Source organism: Variovorax glacialis, from assembly GCF_051216375.1.
Classification (GTDB): domain Bacteria; phylum Pseudomonadota; class Gammaproteobacteria; order Burkholderiales; family Burkholderiaceae_C; genus Variovorax.
Genome location: NZ_JBPJZT010000008.1, coordinates 110,643 through 126,006 on the forward strand (window position 1 = coordinate 110,643; position 15,364 = coordinate 126,006).

Below are 15,364 nucleotides of genomic sequence, written 5' to 3' on the forward strand. Positions count from 1 at the left end.
AGAAAAGCCCGATCACGCCGGCCGGCGTTGCGGCGCGTTCTGCAGGCTGGCCTGCGACACGCTGGCTCCCGGTGGAACGTCATCGGTGATCCACACGTTGCCGCCGATGGTGGCGCCCTTGCCCAGCGTGACACGGCCCAGGATGGTCGCACCTGCGTAGATCACCACGTCGTCCTCTACCACCGGATGCCGCGCCAGGCCCTTCTGCAGGTTGCCTTCCACGTCGGTCGGGAAGCGCTTGGCGCCCAATGTCACGGCCTGGTAGATGCGTACCCGCTTGCCGATGACCGCCGTCTCGCCGATCACGACACCCGTGCCATGGTCGATGAAGAAGCCCGCGTCGATCTGCGCGCCGGGATGGATGTCGATGCCGGTCTGGCTGTGCGCAAGCTCGGACACGATGCGCGCGAGCAGCGGCAGGCCGAGGCCGTAGAGCCGATGCGACAGGCGATGGTGAATCATCGCGAGGATGCCGGGATAGCTCAGCAGCACCTCGTCCACGCTGCGAGCCGCGGGGTCGCCCTGGAAGGCCGCGAGCACGTCCCCGTCGAGCAGGCGCCGAATGCCCGGCAGCGCCGCCGCGAACTCGCGTACGGCTGTCGTGGCTTCCGCATCGATCACGTCGGCAGCCCGGGGCTCGTGGCGCGCCATGTAGCGCAATTCGAGCGAGGCCTGTGTTCGCAGCGCCTGCAATGCCGAATCCAGCGTGTAGCCGACGTAGAAATCCTCGCTCTCGTGCCGCAGGTCGGGCGGGCCGAGCCGCATCGGGAAGAGCGCGCCCTTGAGCGACTCGACGATGCCGGCCAGCGCGTCGCGCGAGGGAAACTCGCGACTGCCGGGCTCGCGCGAGCGCTTCTGGGAATCGCGCCATTCGTCGCGCGCCGAGCGCAATGCGACGACGATGTCGCTGACGTCGAAGTGAGACATGCATGTCCTCCGTGGTGGGGGTCAGACGATGCAGCATCGCACAAAACCCCGCCACGGGCGGGTTGTTGCGCCAGGTTTCCCTGGCAGCGGCCGACTTACCAGCTCGCCAGCACCGAGCCCTTGAACTCGTTCTGGATGAAGTCGCGCACTTCGTCCGAGTGATAGGCCTTCACCAGCTTGGCGACCCACGGCTTGCCCTTGTCCGCTTCACGCACGACAAGAATGTTCACGTAGGGGCTCTTGGCGCTTTCGCGGGCGATCGCATCCTTGACGGGATTGAGGCCTGCCGACAGCGCGAAGTTGGTGTTGATGCCCGCGGCATCGACGTCGTCGAGCGTGCGCGGCAGTTGCGCGGCATCGACCTCGATGAACTTGATCTTCTTCGGGTTCTCGATCACGTCGAGCGGCGTGGCCTTGAGGCCGGCTTCGGGCTTGAGCTTGATCAGGCCCTGGTCCTGCAACAACAGCAGCACGCGGCCGCCATTGGTCGGATCGTTCGGCATGCCGAAGCGCGCGCCTTCCTTCAGGTCCTTCAGGCTCTTGACCTTCTTCGAATAGATGCCGATCGGGAAGTTGACCGTGCTGGCCACCTCCACCAGCTTGTAGTTGCGGTCCTTGACCTGCTGGTCTAGGTAGGGCTTGTGCTGGTAGCTGTTGGCATCGAGATCGCCCGCGGCCAGCGCCGCATTGGGCTGCACGTAGTCGCTGAACTCCACGACCTGGATCTTGAGGCCGTCCTTCTCGGCAACCTTCTTGACCTGCTCGAAGATCTGGGCGTGCGGGCCACCCGTCACGCCGATCTTGATCGGTTTGTCCTGCGCGAATGCCGGCACGGCCGCAAAGCCCGACGCGATCGTCAAGGCGACGATCGACTGGAGAAGCTTGCGTTTGGATGAATGCATGAAACGATTTCCTTTTGGGAGGGAGAGAAGAGACCTGTGGGTCCGGGGAGAAAAATACGAAATTACTTGTGGCTAAGCTTGCGCACCAGCCAGTCGCCACCGCTTTGCAGCGCCTGAACGAACAGGATCAGGACGATCACGACGGCGAGCATCACTTCGGGCAGGAAGCGCTGGTAGCCGTAGCGGATGCCGAGGTCGCCCAGGCCACCGCCGCCGATCGCGCCCGCCATCGCCGAGTAGCCGGTGAGGCTCACGAAGGAGATGGTCACGCCTGCCACGATGCCGGGCAATGCCTCGGGCAGCAGCACCTTCCAGACGATCTGGCGCGTGGTCGCGCCCATCGCCTGCGCCGCTTCGACGAGGCCGCGATCGACTTCACGCAGCGAGGTCTCGACAAGCCGCGCCACGAAAGGCGCTGCGGCGATGCTCAGCGGCACCACCGCGGCAGCCGTGCCGATGGACGAGCCCGTCAACAGGCGCGTGAGCGGAATGATCGCCACGAGCAGGATGATGAAAGGCGTGGAGCGCACCGCATTGACGATGGCGCCGACGATGCGATTGGCCGGCCGGTTCACGAGCACGCCGCCGGTGTCCGTGAGATGCAGGTACACGCCGAGCGGAATGCCGACCGCTGCGCCGATGAGGCCCGATATGCCGACCATCACGATCGTTTCCCACAGCGAGCTGGCGAAGAGTTCCAGCATGGGGCCGGTGAACACATCAAACATGTGCCACCTCCTGCACCATCACGCCGGCGCCACGCAGGTATGCGACGGCCGATGCCACGGACTCGCTCGCGCCACGCGCGAGCACCGCGAGCGACCCGAAAGGTCGCCCCTGGATCTCGTCGACCTGGCCATGCACGATCGACAGGTCGATGCCGAAGCGGCGGATCACCTGCGACAGCAGCGGCTGGTCGGCCGCGTCGTCGCCCGCGAAGGCCAGGCGCAGGAGTTGCGGCGCCTGGCTGCCGCCGCCGAGCATCAAGGCGCGGATCCGCGCCAGGACGCTTTCAGGCAGGGCCTGCGGCGCGATGTCGTCGAGCAGGCTGCGCGTCGTCTCGTGCTGCGGGCGGGTGAAGACATCGAGCACGGCGCCCTGCTCCACGATGCGTCCATGGTCGATCACCGCCACCTGCTGCGCGAGTTGCTTGATGACCTGCATCTCGTGCGTGATGAGCACGATCGTCAGGCCGAACTCGCGGTTGATCTGCTGGAGCAGCGCAAGGATCGAGCGCGTGGTCTCCGGATCGAGCGCCGACGTGGCCTCGTCCGACAGGAGCACCTTCGGCCGGTTGGCCAGCGCCCGCGCGATGCCGACGCGCTGCTTCTGGCCGCCGCTGATCTGCGCAGGGTAGCGGTCGCGCAAGCCGGTGAGCCCCACCAGTTCGAGCAAGGGCTCGACGCGGCTCCTGATGTCCGACGATGGCAGCCCCGCGAGTTCGAGCGGCAGGGCCACGTTGTCATACACGGTGCGGGAAGCCAGCAGGTTGAAGTGCTGGAAGATCATCCCGATGCCCTGGCGCGCGACGCGCAGTTCGGCGTCGTCCAGCGCAGTGAGCTCGCGCCCATCCACGCGGACGCTGCCGCGCACGGGTCGATTGAGGAGATTGATGGTGCGCACCAGCGAGCTCTTGCCCGCCCCGCTGCGCCCGATCACGCCGAACACTTCGCCCGGCGCCACCTGGAGATCGATGCCCTTGAGGGCCTCGACCGGCCCGCTCGGGCCGTCGTAAATCTGGTGAATATCTGAGAGATGGATCATCCCCATTTTAGAGCTTGGCGATCGACACCTCGGTCGACTTCACCAATGCAACCACATCGGATCCGGGCTTGAGCTGCAGCTCGTCGACCGACCGCGTGGTGATGACCGAGGTCACGATGCCCCATGCGGTTTCGACGTCGACTTCGGACACGACATCGCCACGAATGATCTCGCGGACCTTCCCCTTGAACTGATTGCGAACATTGATAGCCTGAATAGACATGAAACGACTCCTTCGGTTGAAAAACGAACTAGATCCAGAAATCCCGCGGAACCGGCTTAGCCAGGCCGCAGGGGTTGCCCCCGGAAGGGGGTGGAGAGCGACACGAAGTGCGCGAGCCTGGGGGCGATCCTTCACACCGCCCAGCGGAGGACGTGGGCGGGGCCATCGGCCCAGCGCGTGTCATTGGCCGGTTCCGGTTCAAGCTCAGGCTTCTGCAGCACGCGATCGAGAATGCGCTTCTCGATCGCCGCGAACGCCGGATCGCCCTGCGAGCGCGGCCGCGCCAGCGCGATCGTTTCGTCCAGCGCGATGCGCCCATCCTCGATCAGGATCACACGGTCGGCGAGCGCGACAGCTTCCTGCACGTCGTGCGTGACGAGCAGCGCGGTGAAGCGGTGTCGCTGCCACAGGTTCTCGATCAACCGATGCATCTCGATGCGCGTCAGTGCGTCGAGCGCGCCCAGCGGTTCATCGAGCAGCAGCAATCGCGGGTGATGCACCAGCGCCCGCGCGAGCGACACGCGCTGCCGCTGGCCGCCCGAAAGACGCGCGGGCCATTCGCCCGCCCGCTCCGCCAGCCCGACCTGCGCCAGCACTTCCTCGCCGCGCGGACGGCTCGCCGAGGGCAGGCCCAGCGTCACGTTGTCGAGCACGCGGCGCCACGGCAGGAGGCGAGCTTCCTGGAACATGATCCGCGTGTCGTCATGCAGTCCGTCGACGGCCTTGCCGTCGGTGTAGAGCGCGCCTTCGGTCGCCTCTTCGAGACCTGCGATCAGGCGCAGCAGAGTGCTCTTGCCGCAACCGCTGCGGCCCACGATGGCGATGAACTGGCCGGGCTCGATCGAGAGTTGCGTGTTGCGCAGCACCTCGCGTTCGCCGTAGGACTTGGACAGCCCGCGAATGTCGAGGCGCACGCCGCCCGGTCCCTCTTCCTTGCGTTGCTGGAGGATGGCACTCATGGTCTTCAGGCTCCTGGGGTGAACAGCGCAACGTCGAGCGCATTGATTTTTCTGGGCAACAGCTTCTCCGCGAAGAAGGCATCGGCAATGCGTTGCTGCTCGCCGAGTGCGCCGACCACGACCGGGCGCACCTCGTAGCTGCGACGCGCATTGGCCTGCTCGACGGTTGCCGCATCCAGGCCCCACACGGGCGCGAGCAGCGCGGCAGCGTCCCTGGGCTTCTGCTTGACCCAGATGCCCGCCTTCTGCAGTTCGCCGTAGAGCACACGCAGCACGTCGGGCCGCGACTGCGCGAAGGGCGTGCCCGCCAGGTAGTAGCGCTGGTAAGACGCGATACCCGTGCCGTCGGCCAGCACGCGCACGTTCGACTGCCGCTGCGCCGCGGAAAGAAAGGGATCCCACACGACCCACGCATCGATCGCGCCACGCTCGAAGGCGGCGCGGCCGTCAGCCGGCGTGAGGTAGGCCGGCTCAATGTCCTTGAAGCCGAGGCCCGCCTTGTCGAGCGCGGCGATCAGAAGGTAATGCACGCCGGCTGCCTTGGCGAAGCCGACCTTGCGACCTTTGAGATCGGCGACGGAGCGGAGCGGCGAGTCGCCGCGCACCACGATGGCCTGCGCCGCCGGCGACGGGGCTTCCTGCGCCACGAAGGTCAGCCTGGCGCCTGCTGCCTGCGCGAACACCGGCACCGTATCGGCCACGTCGGCACTGAAGTCGAGGTTGTCGAGATTCAGCGCTTCCAGCAACGGCAATCCGCTGGTGAATTCATGCCAGCTGACTTTCACGCCCAAGGGCGCGAGCTGGCGTTCGAGCGTGCCCTGCGTCTTGAGCACCACGATGAGCGTCGACGACTTCTGGTAGCCGATGCGGACGGTCGAAGGCGCATTGTTCTGCGCGAAGGCAACGCCGCTGGCGACGGAAGCCAGCGTCGCGAGCGCACCGCGACGGGTGAGGGAAAACATGCGAGTCATCCTTGTCTCTCCCTCACTTCGCGACGCGATAACCGGGGTGCCAGCGCAGCCACCAGCGCTCCAGGCCACGGGCGAACAGATCGGCGAGCTTGCCGAGCAGCGCATAGAGCAGAATGCCCACCAGCACAATGTCGGTCTGCAGGAACTCCCGCGCATTCATCGTGAGATAGCCGATGCCGGATTGCGCCGAGATGGTCTCGGCCACGATCAGGATCACCCACATCAGCCCGAGCGAGAACCGCAGGCCCACGAGGATCGACGACATCGCGCCCGGAAGAATCACTTCCCTGTAGAGCTGCCACCGCGTGAGCCCGTAGGTGCGGCCCATCTCGATCAACTGCGGATCGACGTTGCGGATGCCGTGGAAGGTATTGAGGTAGATCGGGAAGAACACCGACACCGAGATCAGGAACAGCTTGGCCGATTCGTCGATGCCGAACCAGAGGATCACCAGCGGGATCAGCGCCAGCGCCGGAATGTTGCGCACCATCTGGATGCTCGAATCGAGCAGCGTCTCGAAGAACCGGACCGAGCCCGTCAACAGGCCCAGCGCGAGCCCGAGCCCGCCGCCGATCGCCAGCCCGGCCAGTGCGCGCCCCGCGCTTACCTTCACATGGGTCCACAGCTCGCCCGAGGCGGCAAGCGTCCATGCGGCCTTGACCACGTCGATGGGCGCCGGCAGCACGCGGGTCGAGAGCCAGCCGAGCGACGAGGCGATCTGCCACGTCACGATCAGGCCCACCGGCACCAGCCAGGGGACGAGGCGCTTGGCGACGCCGATGCCGAAAGCCTTGGCCCTGGCGGTGTTCAGCGAAGGCGCGGCGGCTGGCAAGGTCTGCACTTGTTCGGTCATTGAAATCCTTTGGATCGCGAACGCGATCAGCTTTGCGAGCGAAGGCGCGAAGGCGCATCCAGGTTCGCGACCACCTCGCCGAACGGGCCTGTGAGGGCTTCACCCGGCAGCCCCGGACGTTGCTTGCGCGGCAACAGCGGGAACACCAGTTCGGCGAAGCGATACGCCTCTTCGAGATGCGGATAGCCCGAGAAGATGAAGTTGTCGATGCCGAGCGCCGCGTACGCCTCGATGCGCGCCGCGACCGTCTTCGGATCGCCGACCAGCGCCGTGCCCGCGCCGCCACGCACGAGGCCCACGCCGGCCCAGAGGTTCGGGCTGATCTCCAGATCGGCACGGGTGCGCTTCGCGCCACCCGCATGCAGCGCGGCCATGCGTCGCTGCCCTTCGGAGTCCATGCGCGCGAAGGCGGCTTGCGCGCGGTTCACGGTCTCGTCGTCCACCCGGCTGATCAGCGACTCGGCTGCGCGCCACGCCTCGTCCTCGGTCTCGCGCACGATCACATGCAGGCGGATGCCGAACTTCACCGTGCGGCCCTTACGGGCTGCGCGTTCACGTACGTCGGCGAGCTTCTTCGCAACCTCCGCGGGTGGCTCGCCCCAGGTCAGGTAGGCATCGACCTGCTCGGCCGCCAGTTCGTGCGCGGCAGCGGACGACCCGCCGAACCACACCGACGGATACGGCTTCTGCGTGGGCGGAAACAGCAGCTTGGCGCCCTTCACGCTCAGGTGCCGGCCGTCGAAGTCGTAGCTCTGTCCCTCATGGCTGCGCGCGATGATCTCGCGCCAGATGCGGATGAACTCGGCCGACTGCTCGTAGCGCGCGGCATGGTCCAGGAACACCCCATCGCCTTCGAGCTCGGCCTGATCGCCGCCGGTCACGAGGTTGACCAGCACGCGACCGCCGGAGAGCCGGTCGAAAGTCGCTGCCATGCGCGCGGCAAGGCTCGGCTGGTGCAGCCCCGGCCGCACCGCGACGAGGAACTTGAGACGCGAGGTCGCGCCGATCAGGCTCGACGCGATCACCCACGGGTCTTCGCAGGAGCGGCCGGTGGGAATCAGCACGCCTTCATAGCCGAGCTTGTCGGCGGCGCCGGCGATCTGCTGCAGGTAAGCCAGGTCGACCGAGCGTGCGCCTTCGGTCGAGCCGAGATAGCGGCTGTCGCCGTGCGTGGGGAGGAACCAGAGGATGTTCATGGCGATGGGCTTTCGGGGTTCGGACGCGCTTCGGCCGTCAGGCCAGGTTGCCCGCGGCGGCGTCGAGCAGGCGGATCTTTCGAGGGATCAATCCAAGCGCGAAGAAGGTGTCCGCGATCTGCTGCTGCTCGCCGAGGATCGCCTTGGTGATCGGCGTGGTGCCGAACTTCGTGCGACCCACCGTGACGTCCACCACCGGCTTGGGGATCCCCCAGATCGCGGAGAGCTCGGTCGCGAATGCGCCCTGGTTGGCCTGTGCCCACTGGTCGACCTTGTCGAGTTCCTCGATGAGGACCTTGATGACATCCGCGTTCTTCTGCGCATAGTCGAGCGACGAGAAGTAGTAGGCGCGGTTGCCCACCACGCCCCTGGCATCGGCCAGCACTTTGGCGTCGAGCGTCTTCTCCGCGGAAGCGAGGAAGGGATCCCAGATGACCCACGCGTCGATCGACCCCTTCTCGAAGGCCGCGCGCGCATCGGCCGGCGGCAGAAAGACGACGGTCACCTCGCTGTAGGCGAGACCGTGCTTCTCGAGCAGCTTGACCAGGAAGTAGTGGACGTTGCTGCCCTTGTTGAGCGCGACCTTCCTGCCCTTGAGATCGGCCACAGACTGGATTGGCGACCCTTTCGGAATCAGCACCGCCTCGGACTGCGGACGCGGCACCGTGGCGGCCACATAGGCCAGGGGCGCGCCGGCGGCCTGCGCGAAGATCGGCGGGGCTTCCCCGACGTCACCGAAATCGATCGAGCCAACATTCAGTGCTTCGAGCTGCACCGGGCCTGCGGTGAACTCGGTCCACTTGATCGAGACCCCCAGCGGCGCGAGGCGCTGTTCTAGCGTCCCCCTCCCCTTGAGCAGGCTCAGGTTGCCCTTCTGGTTACCGATGCGAAGCTGGCGCGCGGGCGCCTGTGCGAAGGCGGACAGCGAGGGCAATGCGATGGCCGCAGCGGCGCCCTGGATCAGTTGCCGGCGAGTCGATGAATGCTGTGTCATGTGCTTGTTTTTCGATGGGTGACTTCACAAGGGCGCCGAAGTGGCCGCCAGGAAACTGGTGATGAGCGCAATGGCGAGCACCACGAGCACGCCGATCGCGAGATCGGCTACCACTTGCCACCGGGGGCGTCGCGGTTGAAAGTTGTCGGTGAGAACGGGTGGCATGGGTTTCCTTCGGGCAACACCAATCCCGCGCCGCACTGCGGCGAAGAAATCGAACGAGAGGGTTTGGAAGCGGAGAGACGGGAGGCGTCGTCAGACGCTACATCGCACCTGGTCGAACGCGACGGACTCGAAGCCCCAGTTCGGTGGCAGCTTGAGGCCCTCGCTCGCCAGCGTGTCGACCGCATCGTCGAGCCGCTGCGAGAGTTCGGCCTGCAGCTGGTAGGCGCCCTCGGGCTGCAGCACCACCTGCCCGTCGGTCGCATACACGCCCGGCAGGATGTGCCGCGCCGCGAGCGACTGCAGCACCGGCCGCAGCGCATAGTCGAGCGCCAGCATGTGATGCGGACTGCCGCCGGTGGCCAGCGGCAGCACCGTCTTCCCCTTGAGCGCCGATTGCGGCAGCAGATCGAGGAACACCTTCAGCACCCCGCTGTACGCCGCCTTGTAGACCGGCGTCGCGATCACGATCACGTCCGCACGCCGCACCTGTTCCACCGCGTGCTGCACAGAGGGATGCGAAGCCTCGCCCAGCAGCAAGGCATGCGCCGCCAGCTCGCGGATCGCGAGACGCTCCACCGGCACATCGCGCTCGGCCAGCCGCGCCGCCACGGCGTCGAGCAGAACCGCAGAGCGCGAAGGCGCCGAAGGACTACCAGCGATCAATAGAACAGTCACAACCAATTCACTTTCAAAAAGACGGGCGCCAAACTCGTGAGGGCTGCCGCGCCCGCCACGCGGAAGCGGCCAGCCCGCCCCCGGTCAGGGGGTAGGCGAAGCGACACGCAGTGCGCGCAGCCTGGGGGCGAGCTACTTATTGGTGTAGATCTGGTCGAAAGACCCGCCATCCGCGAAGTGCGCCTTGTCCGCCTTGGCCCAGCCACCGAAGGCCTGGTCGATCGTGAACAGCGTCAGCTTGGGAAACTGCTTGTCGTACTTCGCCTTGGCCTTCTCCGAAGTCGGGCGGTAGTAGTTGCGGCCCGCGATGTCCTGGCCTTCGTCGGAGTAGAGGTACTTCAGGTATTCCTCGGCGACGGCACGCGTTCCCTTCTTGTCGACGACCTTGTCCACCACGGTCACGGTCGGTTCGGCCAGGATGCTGACGGAAGGCACGACGATGTCGAACTTGTCCGGGCCGAACTCCTTCAGTGCGAGGAAGGCTTCGTTCTCCCACGCCAGCAGCACGTCGCCGACGCCCCGCTGCACGAAGGTGATGGTCGAGCCGCGCGCACCCGTGTCGAGCACGGGCACGTTCTTGTAGAGCTTGCCGACGAACTCCTTGGCCTTGTCGTCGCCGCCATATTTGCGCTTGGCGAATTCCCACGCCGCGAGGTAGTTCCAGCGGGCGCCGCCGGACGTCTTCGGATTGGGGGTGATCACCTGCACGCCGGGCTTCACGAGGTCGTCCCAGTCCTTCACGCCCTTGGGATTGCCCTTCTTCACGAGGAAGACGATGGTCGAGGTGTAGGGCGCGGAGTTCTGCGGGAGGCGCTTCTGCCAGTCGGGCTTGACGAGCCCGCCGTGCGTCACGAGCGCATCGGTGTCGCCGGCCAGTGCCAGCGTCGCGACGTCGGCATCGATGCCGTCGATGATCGAGCGCGCCTGCTTGCCGGAGCCGCCATGCGACTGCTTGATCGTCACGTCCTGGCCGGTCTTGGCCTTCCAGTACTTGATGAAGGCCTGGTTGTAGTCCACATAGAGTTCGCGCGTCGGGTCGTAGGACACGTTGAGCAAGGTCACGCTCTGCGCGAACGACGGCAACGACGTCAGGGCGATGCTGGCTGCTGCGGCGGCGCCGAGGGAAAGCTTGATAAAGTCGCGGCGAAGGCTCATGGTCTTGTGCTCACAAATGGCATAACGCTGAAGCCACGTATTCTGGATACGGCATATGGAAACGGGAACGACTGAGTTCTCAGTTCTAAATAGCGAAATCAACTAAGACACCCACAAAGGCATCCCAATGGCACGCATGGTTCAGTGCATCAAGCTCGGCAAAGAGGCCGAAGGTCTCGACTTTCCGCCCTATCCAGGCGAACTCGGCAAGCGCCTGTGGGAGAACGTCAGCAAGGAGGCTTGGGCCGCTTGGCTCAAGCAGCAGACCATGCTGGTCAATGAAAACCGGCTGAATCTGGCGGATGCGAGGGCGCGGCAGTACCTGGCGCGCCAGATGGAGAAGCACTTTTTCGGCGATGGCGCCGACGTCGCCCAGGGTTACGTTCCCCCGACATGAGGCTCCCCCCCAGGCTGCGCGCACTTCGTGTCGCTTCGCCTACCCCCTGCCGGGGGCAATACTGGCGGCCCGGCGGAGCCGGTTCCGCGGTATTTCTGGCGTTTGGCTGCGGGGATTGAGTCGGGCTGAGCATGGCTGAAGGGGTCGACTGGCGCGCGGATGGGGTTCCGCGGAGTGCGCGGTTCGACGATATCTATCACACCGAAACCGGTGCGTTGGCGCAGGCCAGGCATGTTTTTTTGGGTGGCTGTGGGCTGCCGGCTGCTTGGGCGGGGCAGGCGCAATGGCGGGTTCTCGAAACCGGGTTTGGGTTCGGTCTCAACTTTCTGACAACCTGGCAGGCTTGGCGGGCTGATCCGCAACGGCCTCGGCTGCTGCATTTCGTGTCGATCGAAGGCTTTCCGGTGTCGCGGGAGGATCTGTTGCGCGCTGCGTCAGCCTATCCGGAACTGATCGGGCTGGCGGAAATGCTCGCGGCGCAGTGGCATGGGCTGCTGCCTGGCTTTCATCGGATCTGGCTCGACGAGGGGCGCGTGCTGCTGACCCTCTGCATCGGCGACGTGCAGGCGATGCTGAGGGCGCAGCGCTTCGAGGCGGACAGCATTTTTCTCGATGGGTTCAGCCCGCAACGCAATCCGGCGATGTGGTCGGGCGAGACGCTCAAGGCGGTGTCGCGTTTCGCGCGGCGCGGGACGCGTGTCGCGACCTGGACGATCGCGCGCGCGGTGTGCGATGCGCTGGCGCAGAACGGCTTTCAGGTGACCAAGGCGCCGGGGCTGCCGCCGAAGCGTGATTGCCTGCAAGGCGTGTTCGAGCCGGCCTGGCAGGTGCGTCGCCGCGGGCCGGCGCCCGCGCCCGCTGCGGCGGCCGGGCGGTGCGTGGTGATCGGCGCAGGTCTGGCGGGCGGCGCGGTCGCGGCCAGTCTGGCGCGGCGCGGATGGGAGGTCGAGGTGCTCGATGCGGCCGATCGGCCGGGAAGCGGCGCTTCGGGCTTGCCAGTGGGCATGCTGGCGCCTCACGTTTCACCCGACGATGCCCTGCTCTCGCGGCTGACACGCGCCGGCATACGCGCCACGTGGCAGCAGTTGGAACAGTTGCTTGGCAACGGCGTCGATTGGTGCGACAGCGGCGTGCTCGAACGCAGGGCGGTCGGTGACGACCGGTTGCCGGGAAGCTGGTCGGCCGACGGGCCGAACGAGTCATGGCACGCGTCCCCGACCCAGCTTGGCGAAGCGGGCCTGCCGCTCGACACGGCCGCGCTCTGGCATGCGCGCGGTGCCTGGGTCCGGCCTTCGCGGCTGGTGGAGGCCTGGCTGGCGCTGCCCGGTATTCGCGTCAGGACCGGTTGCCGGGCGGCGCGCATCGAAGCGTCGGGCACGCGATGGGCCGTGCGCGACGGCAGCGGCACAGTGCTGACGGAAGCCGATCGCATCGTCATCGCAGGCGGCTTCGAAAGCCGCGCGCTGGCCCCTGTATTGCCGCTGCAGGCAGTGCGCGGTCAAGTGGAATGGGGCCGCGTCCCCGATGGCGCGCGCCTGCCGACCATGCCGCTCAACGGCGACGGCCATCTCATTGCCCACGTCCCGACGGCTGACGGCACGCTGTGGCTCAGCGGCGCGACTTTCGACCGGGACAGCAGCGACATCGCCGCGCGCGCTGGCGACACCGCGTTCAACAGAGAACGACTGGAGCGGCTTCATCCCGAGGCAGCAGCGCAGTTGGCAGACGCCTTCAACCGCGGCCAGACGAACACATGGGTCGGCGTGCGCTGCGCCTCCGCGGACCGGCGCCCATTGGTCGGGCCCCTGTCGCCCGAAACCGCCGACGTCTGGGTCTGCACCGCGCTGGGTTCGCGCGGACTGAGCTTCGCCGTGCTGTGTGCCGAACTGCTCGCGGCCCATTGGCACCACGAGCCGCTGCCGCTGCCGGCGAAGCTCGCGCAGGCGCTGGATGCGCGACGCGCCTGGCCCGAGGCCTGATCGAATTGCTTGGGGCCGGAATCCCGCCGGCAGCACAATCCGCCATGCCCACGCACTACGACATCACCCACACGACCATCTACCGCTACAAGTCGCCGGTCACCTTCGGCCTGCATCGCGTGATGTTCAGGCCGCGCGACAGTCACGACCTGCGCGTGCTCGCCACCGACCTGCAGGTGAGTCCGCAGGCGCATGTGAGGATGATCCAGGACCCCTACTCCAACTCGATCGCCATGGTGCAGCCGATGGGCGAGGCGCTGGAGTTGCGGATCGTCTGCTCCTTCACCATCGAGCACGTGGACGCGCCGCTCGACACGCTGTCGCTCGACCCGGCGGCCGAGATGCTGCCCTTCGCCTATTCGGTGCAGGAGCGGCTCGACCTCGAACACTACCTGCGCCCGCACTATGACGATCCGGCCGGCGTACTGATCCGCTGGGCCCACCAGTTCCTCTACACCGACGAACCCAACAGCACCCGCGATGTCCTCGCGCGCATGAACGCCCACATCGGCCAGAGCCTGAAATACACGCCGCGGGACGAGGAAGGCACCCAGACGCCGCTCCAGACGCTCACGCTCGGCAGCGGAAGCTGTCGCGACTACGCGCTGCTGATGATGGAAGCCGCGCGTCGCCTGGGCGTCGCGACCCGCTTCGTCACCGGCTACCTGTACGACGCCGCACTCGACACCGGCGCCAGCGAACCCGGCGATTCCATGACGGGCGCCGGAAGCACCCATGCGTGGCTGCACGCGTACCTGCCCGGCGCGGGCTGGATCGCCTTCGACCCGACCAACAACCTCATGGGCAGCGGCGGCCAACTCATCCGGGTCGGCGTGGCACGCGATCCGGCGCTGGCCGCGCCCATTTCAGGCAGCTGGTACGGCGACCCCGAGGCCTACGAGGGACTGGACGCCTCCGTCGTGGTACGCCGCGTCTCGAACTGACCGCCGCGCTTGCGCGCCAGGGCCCGTGAGTTGCGTGCGCAACGGGGACTCCTTAGAGTGAAGCCCGAGGTGCCATGACGCGGAGTGACGCGGACCCGTCATCGTTCGAAGCGACCATGCACCTTGGGCCCATTGACGTTGGATTCGGATTCGTGCTTGCACAAAGACGGGGACAGACTCCGCACGATCCTTGCAAGCGCATGCAGTTCAGCGGTGTCACGCGCCGCGCATCAGGAGGACTTCATTGAAAACCTTGCCTATCGACCTTGCCTTGCAAGGCGGCGGCGCCCACGGCGCCTTCACGTGGGGCGTGCTCGACCGCCTGCTGGAAGAACCCTGGATGCGCGTCGACGGCATCTCGGGCACTTCCGCTGGCGCGATGAACGCGGCCGTCCTGGCCTGCGGCTACGCGGGCGGCGGCGCCGAAGGTGCGCGTGAATCCCTCGAGATGTTCTGGCGCGGCGTCTCGGATGCGGCCCGCTTCAGCCCGTTCCGTCGCGGCTGGGCGGAGATGTTCAGCGGCACGTGGACGCTCGAGAACTCGCCTGCCTTCGTCGCGATCGAGATGGCCACGCGCCTCTGGTCGCCCTACGACCTGAACCCGCAAGGCATGAACCCGCTGCGCGGCATCCTGGCCAACCTGATCGACTTCGAGCGACTCGCCTCGTCGCCAATCAAGCTCTTCGTGACCGCGACCAACGTGCGCACCGGCCGCGGCCGCGTGTTCCGCAATGCCGAGATCGGCCCCGATGTGCTGCTCGCATCGGCCTGCCTGCCGTCGATGTTCCATGCGGTGGAGATCGACGGCGATCCCTACTGGGACGGCGGCTATGCCGGCAACCCGACGATGACCCCGCTGATCCGCGAGTGCCAGTCGAGCGACACCATCCTCGTGCAGATCAACCCGGTCGAGCGGCCGGGCCTACCGCGCAGCGCGCAGGAGATCAACAACCGGCTCAACGAGATCTCGTTCAACTCGCCGCTGCTGAAGGAGTTGCGCATGATCGCCATGCTGCACCAGGTGGCGGATCCGGGCCGCGGCGAAGGCGCCGCATGGGCGCGCATGCGGATCCATCGCATCGCCACCGATGCGATGCTGGACCTCGGCTACTCGTCGAAGATGATCGCGGAGTGGGCCTTCCTGTGCAAACTGCGCGACGAGGGGCGGCGCTCCGCGAGTGCGTTCATCGAGGCGCATGTGGGCGACATCGGCAAGCGCTCGACGCTCGATCTCGACGCCTTGCTCGAAGGAGTCTGAGC

The 15,364-nt window shown here is 66.6% G+C and carries 17 protein-coding genes; 4 read left to right on the plus strand and 13 right to left on the minus strand.

Going from position 1 to position 15,364, the window contains the following annotated elements:
• Positions 1 to 12: 12 nt before the first annotated feature.
• The 13 genes from epsC to ACSFBL_RS21600 all read right to left on the minus strand — a co-directional run bounded on the left by epsC (position 13) and on the right by ACSFBL_RS21600 (position 10,784).
• Positions 13 to 927, minus strand: coding sequence for a serine O-acetyltransferase EpsC (gene epsC, locus ACSFBL_RS21540; RefSeq protein WP_435517860.1), 915 nt, complete (start codon positions 925 to 927; stop codon positions 13 to 15).
• 95 nt (positions 928 to 1,022) lie between these two features.
• Entirely contained in the window at positions 1,023 to 1,829 is an 807-nt protein-coding gene (locus ACSFBL_RS21545) for a MetQ/NlpA family ABC transporter substrate-binding protein (RefSeq protein WP_435517861.1), read from the minus strand.
• A 62-nt stretch (positions 1,830 to 1,891) separates the two neighbouring features.
• Positions 1,892 to 2,557 (minus strand): methionine ABC transporter permease, encoded by a 666-nt coding sequence (locus ACSFBL_RS21550; protein ID WP_435517862.1) that lies wholly within the window; start codon positions 2,555 to 2,557, stop codon positions 1,892 to 1,894.
• On the minus strand, positions 2,550 to 3,593 hold the full coding sequence (locus ACSFBL_RS21555; RefSeq protein ID WP_435517863.1) for a methionine ABC transporter ATP-binding protein: 1,044 nt from the start codon (positions 3,591 to 3,593) through the stop codon (positions 2,550 to 2,552). The genes ACSFBL_RS21550 and ACSFBL_RS21555 overlap by 8 nt, the downstream gene beginning before the upstream one ends.
• Positions 3,594 to 3,600: 7 nt before the next feature.
• Positions 3,601 to 3,816, minus strand: coding sequence for a TOBE domain-containing protein (locus tag ACSFBL_RS21560; RefSeq protein WP_028250350.1), 216 nt, complete (start codon positions 3,814 to 3,816; stop codon positions 3,601 to 3,603).
• Positions 3,817 to 3,947: 131 nt separating this feature from the next.
• Entirely contained in the window at positions 3,948 to 4,775 is an 828-nt protein-coding gene (locus ACSFBL_RS21565; protein WP_435517864.1) for an ATP-binding cassette domain-containing protein, read from the minus strand.
• Positions 4,776 to 4,780: 5 nt separating this feature from the next.
• The gene (locus ACSFBL_RS21570; protein ID WP_435517865.1) at positions 4,781 to 5,746 is read right to left on the minus strand and encodes an aliphatic sulfonate ABC transporter substrate-binding protein; all 966 of its coding nucleotides are present in this window, start codon (positions 5,744 to 5,746) and stop codon (positions 4,781 to 4,783) included.
• 13 nt (positions 5,747 to 5,759) lie between these two features.
• Positions 5,760 to 6,599, minus strand: coding sequence for an aliphatic sulfonate ABC transporter permease SsuC (ssuC, locus tag ACSFBL_RS21575; RefSeq protein WP_435517866.1), 840 nt, complete (start codon positions 6,597 to 6,599; stop codon positions 5,760 to 5,762).
• Positions 6,600 to 6,625: 26 nt separating this feature from the next.
• A complete protein-coding gene (ssuD, locus tag ACSFBL_RS21580) occupies positions 6,626 to 7,795 on the minus strand; it encodes an FMNH2-dependent alkanesulfonate monooxygenase (protein WP_435517867.1) in 1,170 nt (389 codons plus the stop codon).
• A 37-nt stretch (positions 7,796 to 7,832) separates the two neighbouring features.
• Positions 7,833 to 8,789, minus strand: coding sequence for a sulfonate ABC transporter substrate-binding protein (locus ACSFBL_RS21585; RefSeq protein WP_435517868.1), 957 nt, complete (start codon positions 8,787 to 8,789; stop codon positions 7,833 to 7,835).
• A 24-nt stretch (positions 8,790 to 8,813) separates the two neighbouring features.
• On the minus strand, positions 8,814 to 8,954 hold the full coding sequence (locus ACSFBL_RS21590) for a hypothetical protein (protein WP_435517869.1): 141 nt from the start codon (positions 8,952 to 8,954) through the stop codon (positions 8,814 to 8,816).
• 90 nt (positions 8,955 to 9,044) lie between these two features.
• Entirely contained in the window at positions 9,045 to 9,629 is a 585-nt protein-coding gene (ssuE, locus tag ACSFBL_RS21595; protein ID WP_435517870.1) for an NADPH-dependent FMN reductase, read from the minus strand.
• 132 nt (positions 9,630 to 9,761) lie between these two features.
• Positions 9,762 to 10,784 (minus strand): sulfate ABC transporter substrate-binding protein, encoded by a 1,023-nt coding sequence (locus ACSFBL_RS21600; RefSeq protein ID WP_435517871.1) that lies wholly within the window; start codon positions 10,782 to 10,784, stop codon positions 9,762 to 9,764.
• A 127-nt stretch (positions 10,785 to 10,911) separates the two neighbouring features.
• Between ACSFBL_RS21600 and ACSFBL_RS21605 the strand changes: the two genes are divergently transcribed.
• From ACSFBL_RS21605 to ACSFBL_RS21620, 4 genes are all read left to right on the plus strand, one after another.
• Positions 10,912 to 11,181, plus strand: a complete 270-nt coding sequence (locus tag ACSFBL_RS21605) for an oxidative damage protection protein (protein ID WP_435517872.1) — start codon at positions 10,912 to 10,914, stop codon at positions 11,179 to 11,181.
• Between the two features lie 131 nt (positions 11,182 to 11,312).
• Positions 11,313 to 13,160 carry a bifunctional tRNA (5-methylaminomethyl-2-thiouridine)(34)-methyltransferase MnmC2/FAD-dependent 5-carboxymethylaminomethyl-2-thiouridine(34) oxidoreductase MnmC1 gene (mnmC, locus tag ACSFBL_RS21610; RefSeq protein WP_435517873.1) on the plus strand — a complete coding sequence of 616 codons (1,848 nt, stop codon included), beginning with the start codon at positions 11,313 to 11,315 and terminating at the stop codon, positions 13,158 to 13,160.
• A 44-nt stretch (positions 13,161 to 13,204) separates the two neighbouring features.
• Positions 13,205 to 14,104: a transglutaminase family protein gene (locus ACSFBL_RS21615; protein ID WP_435517874.1), complete on the plus strand. Its 900-nt coding sequence runs from the start codon at positions 13,205 to 13,207 to the stop codon at positions 14,102 to 14,104.
• A 244-nt stretch (positions 14,105 to 14,348) separates the two neighbouring features.
• Positions 14,349 to 15,362 (plus strand): patatin-like phospholipase family protein, encoded by a 1,014-nt coding sequence (locus ACSFBL_RS21620; protein ID WP_435517875.1) that lies wholly within the window; start codon positions 14,349 to 14,351, stop codon positions 15,360 to 15,362.
• The last annotated feature ends 2 nt before the right edge of the window (positions 15,363 to 15,364 follow it).

Coding starts and splice junctions, on each gene's coding strand:
- ssuC (WP_435517866.1), bottom strand. CDS start 6,599: ATGACCGAACAAGTGCAGACCTTGCCAGCCGCCGCGCCTTCGCTGAAC.
- ACSFBL_RS21605 (WP_435517872.1), top strand. CDS start 10,912: ATGGCACGCATGGTTCAGTGCATCAAGCTCGGCAAAGAGGCCGAAGGT.
- ACSFBL_RS21550 (WP_435517862.1), bottom strand. CDS start 2,557: ATGTTTGATGTGTTCACCGGCCCCATGCTGGAACTCTTCGCCAGCTCG.
- ACSFBL_RS21565 (WP_435517864.1), bottom strand. CDS start 4,775: ATGAGTGCCATCCTCCAGCAACGCAAGGAAGAGGGACCGGGCGGCGTG.
- mnmC (WP_435517873.1), top strand. CDS start 11,313: ATGGCTGAAGGGGTCGACTGGCGCGCGGATGGGGTTCCGCGGAGTGCG.
- ACSFBL_RS21590 (WP_435517869.1), bottom strand. CDS start 8,954: ATGCCACCCGTTCTCACCGACAACTTTCAACCGCGACGCCCCCGGTGG.
- ssuD (WP_435517867.1), bottom strand. CDS start 7,795: ATGAACATCCTCTGGTTCCTCCCCACGCACGGCGACAGCCGCTATCTC.
- ACSFBL_RS21545 (WP_435517861.1), bottom strand. CDS start 1,829: ATGCATTCATCCAAACGCAAGCTTCTCCAGTCGATCGTCGCCTTGACG.
- ACSFBL_RS21555 (WP_435517863.1), bottom strand. CDS start 3,593: ATGATCCATCTCTCAGATATTCACCAGATTTACGACGGCCCGAGCGGG.
- ACSFBL_RS21600 (WP_435517871.1), bottom strand. CDS start 10,784: ATGAGCCTTCGCCGCGACTTTATCAAGCTTTCCCTCGGCGCCGCCGCA.
- ACSFBL_RS21585 (WP_435517868.1), bottom strand. CDS start 8,789: ATGACACAGCATTCATCGACTCGCCGGCAACTGATCCAGGGCGCCGCT.
- ACSFBL_RS21560 (WP_028250350.1), bottom strand. CDS start 3,816: ATGTCTATTCAGGCTATCAATGTTCGCAATCAGTTCAAGGGGAAGGTC.
- ACSFBL_RS21615 (WP_435517874.1), top strand. CDS start 13,205: ATGCCCACGCACTACGACATCACCCACACGACCATCTACCGCTACAAG.
- ACSFBL_RS21570 (WP_435517865.1), bottom strand. CDS start 5,746: ATGACTCGCATGTTTTCCCTCACCCGTCGCGGTGCGCTCGCGACGCTG.
- epsC (WP_435517860.1), bottom strand. CDS start 927: ATGTCTCACTTCGACGTCAGCGACATCGTCGTCGCATTGCGCTCGGCG.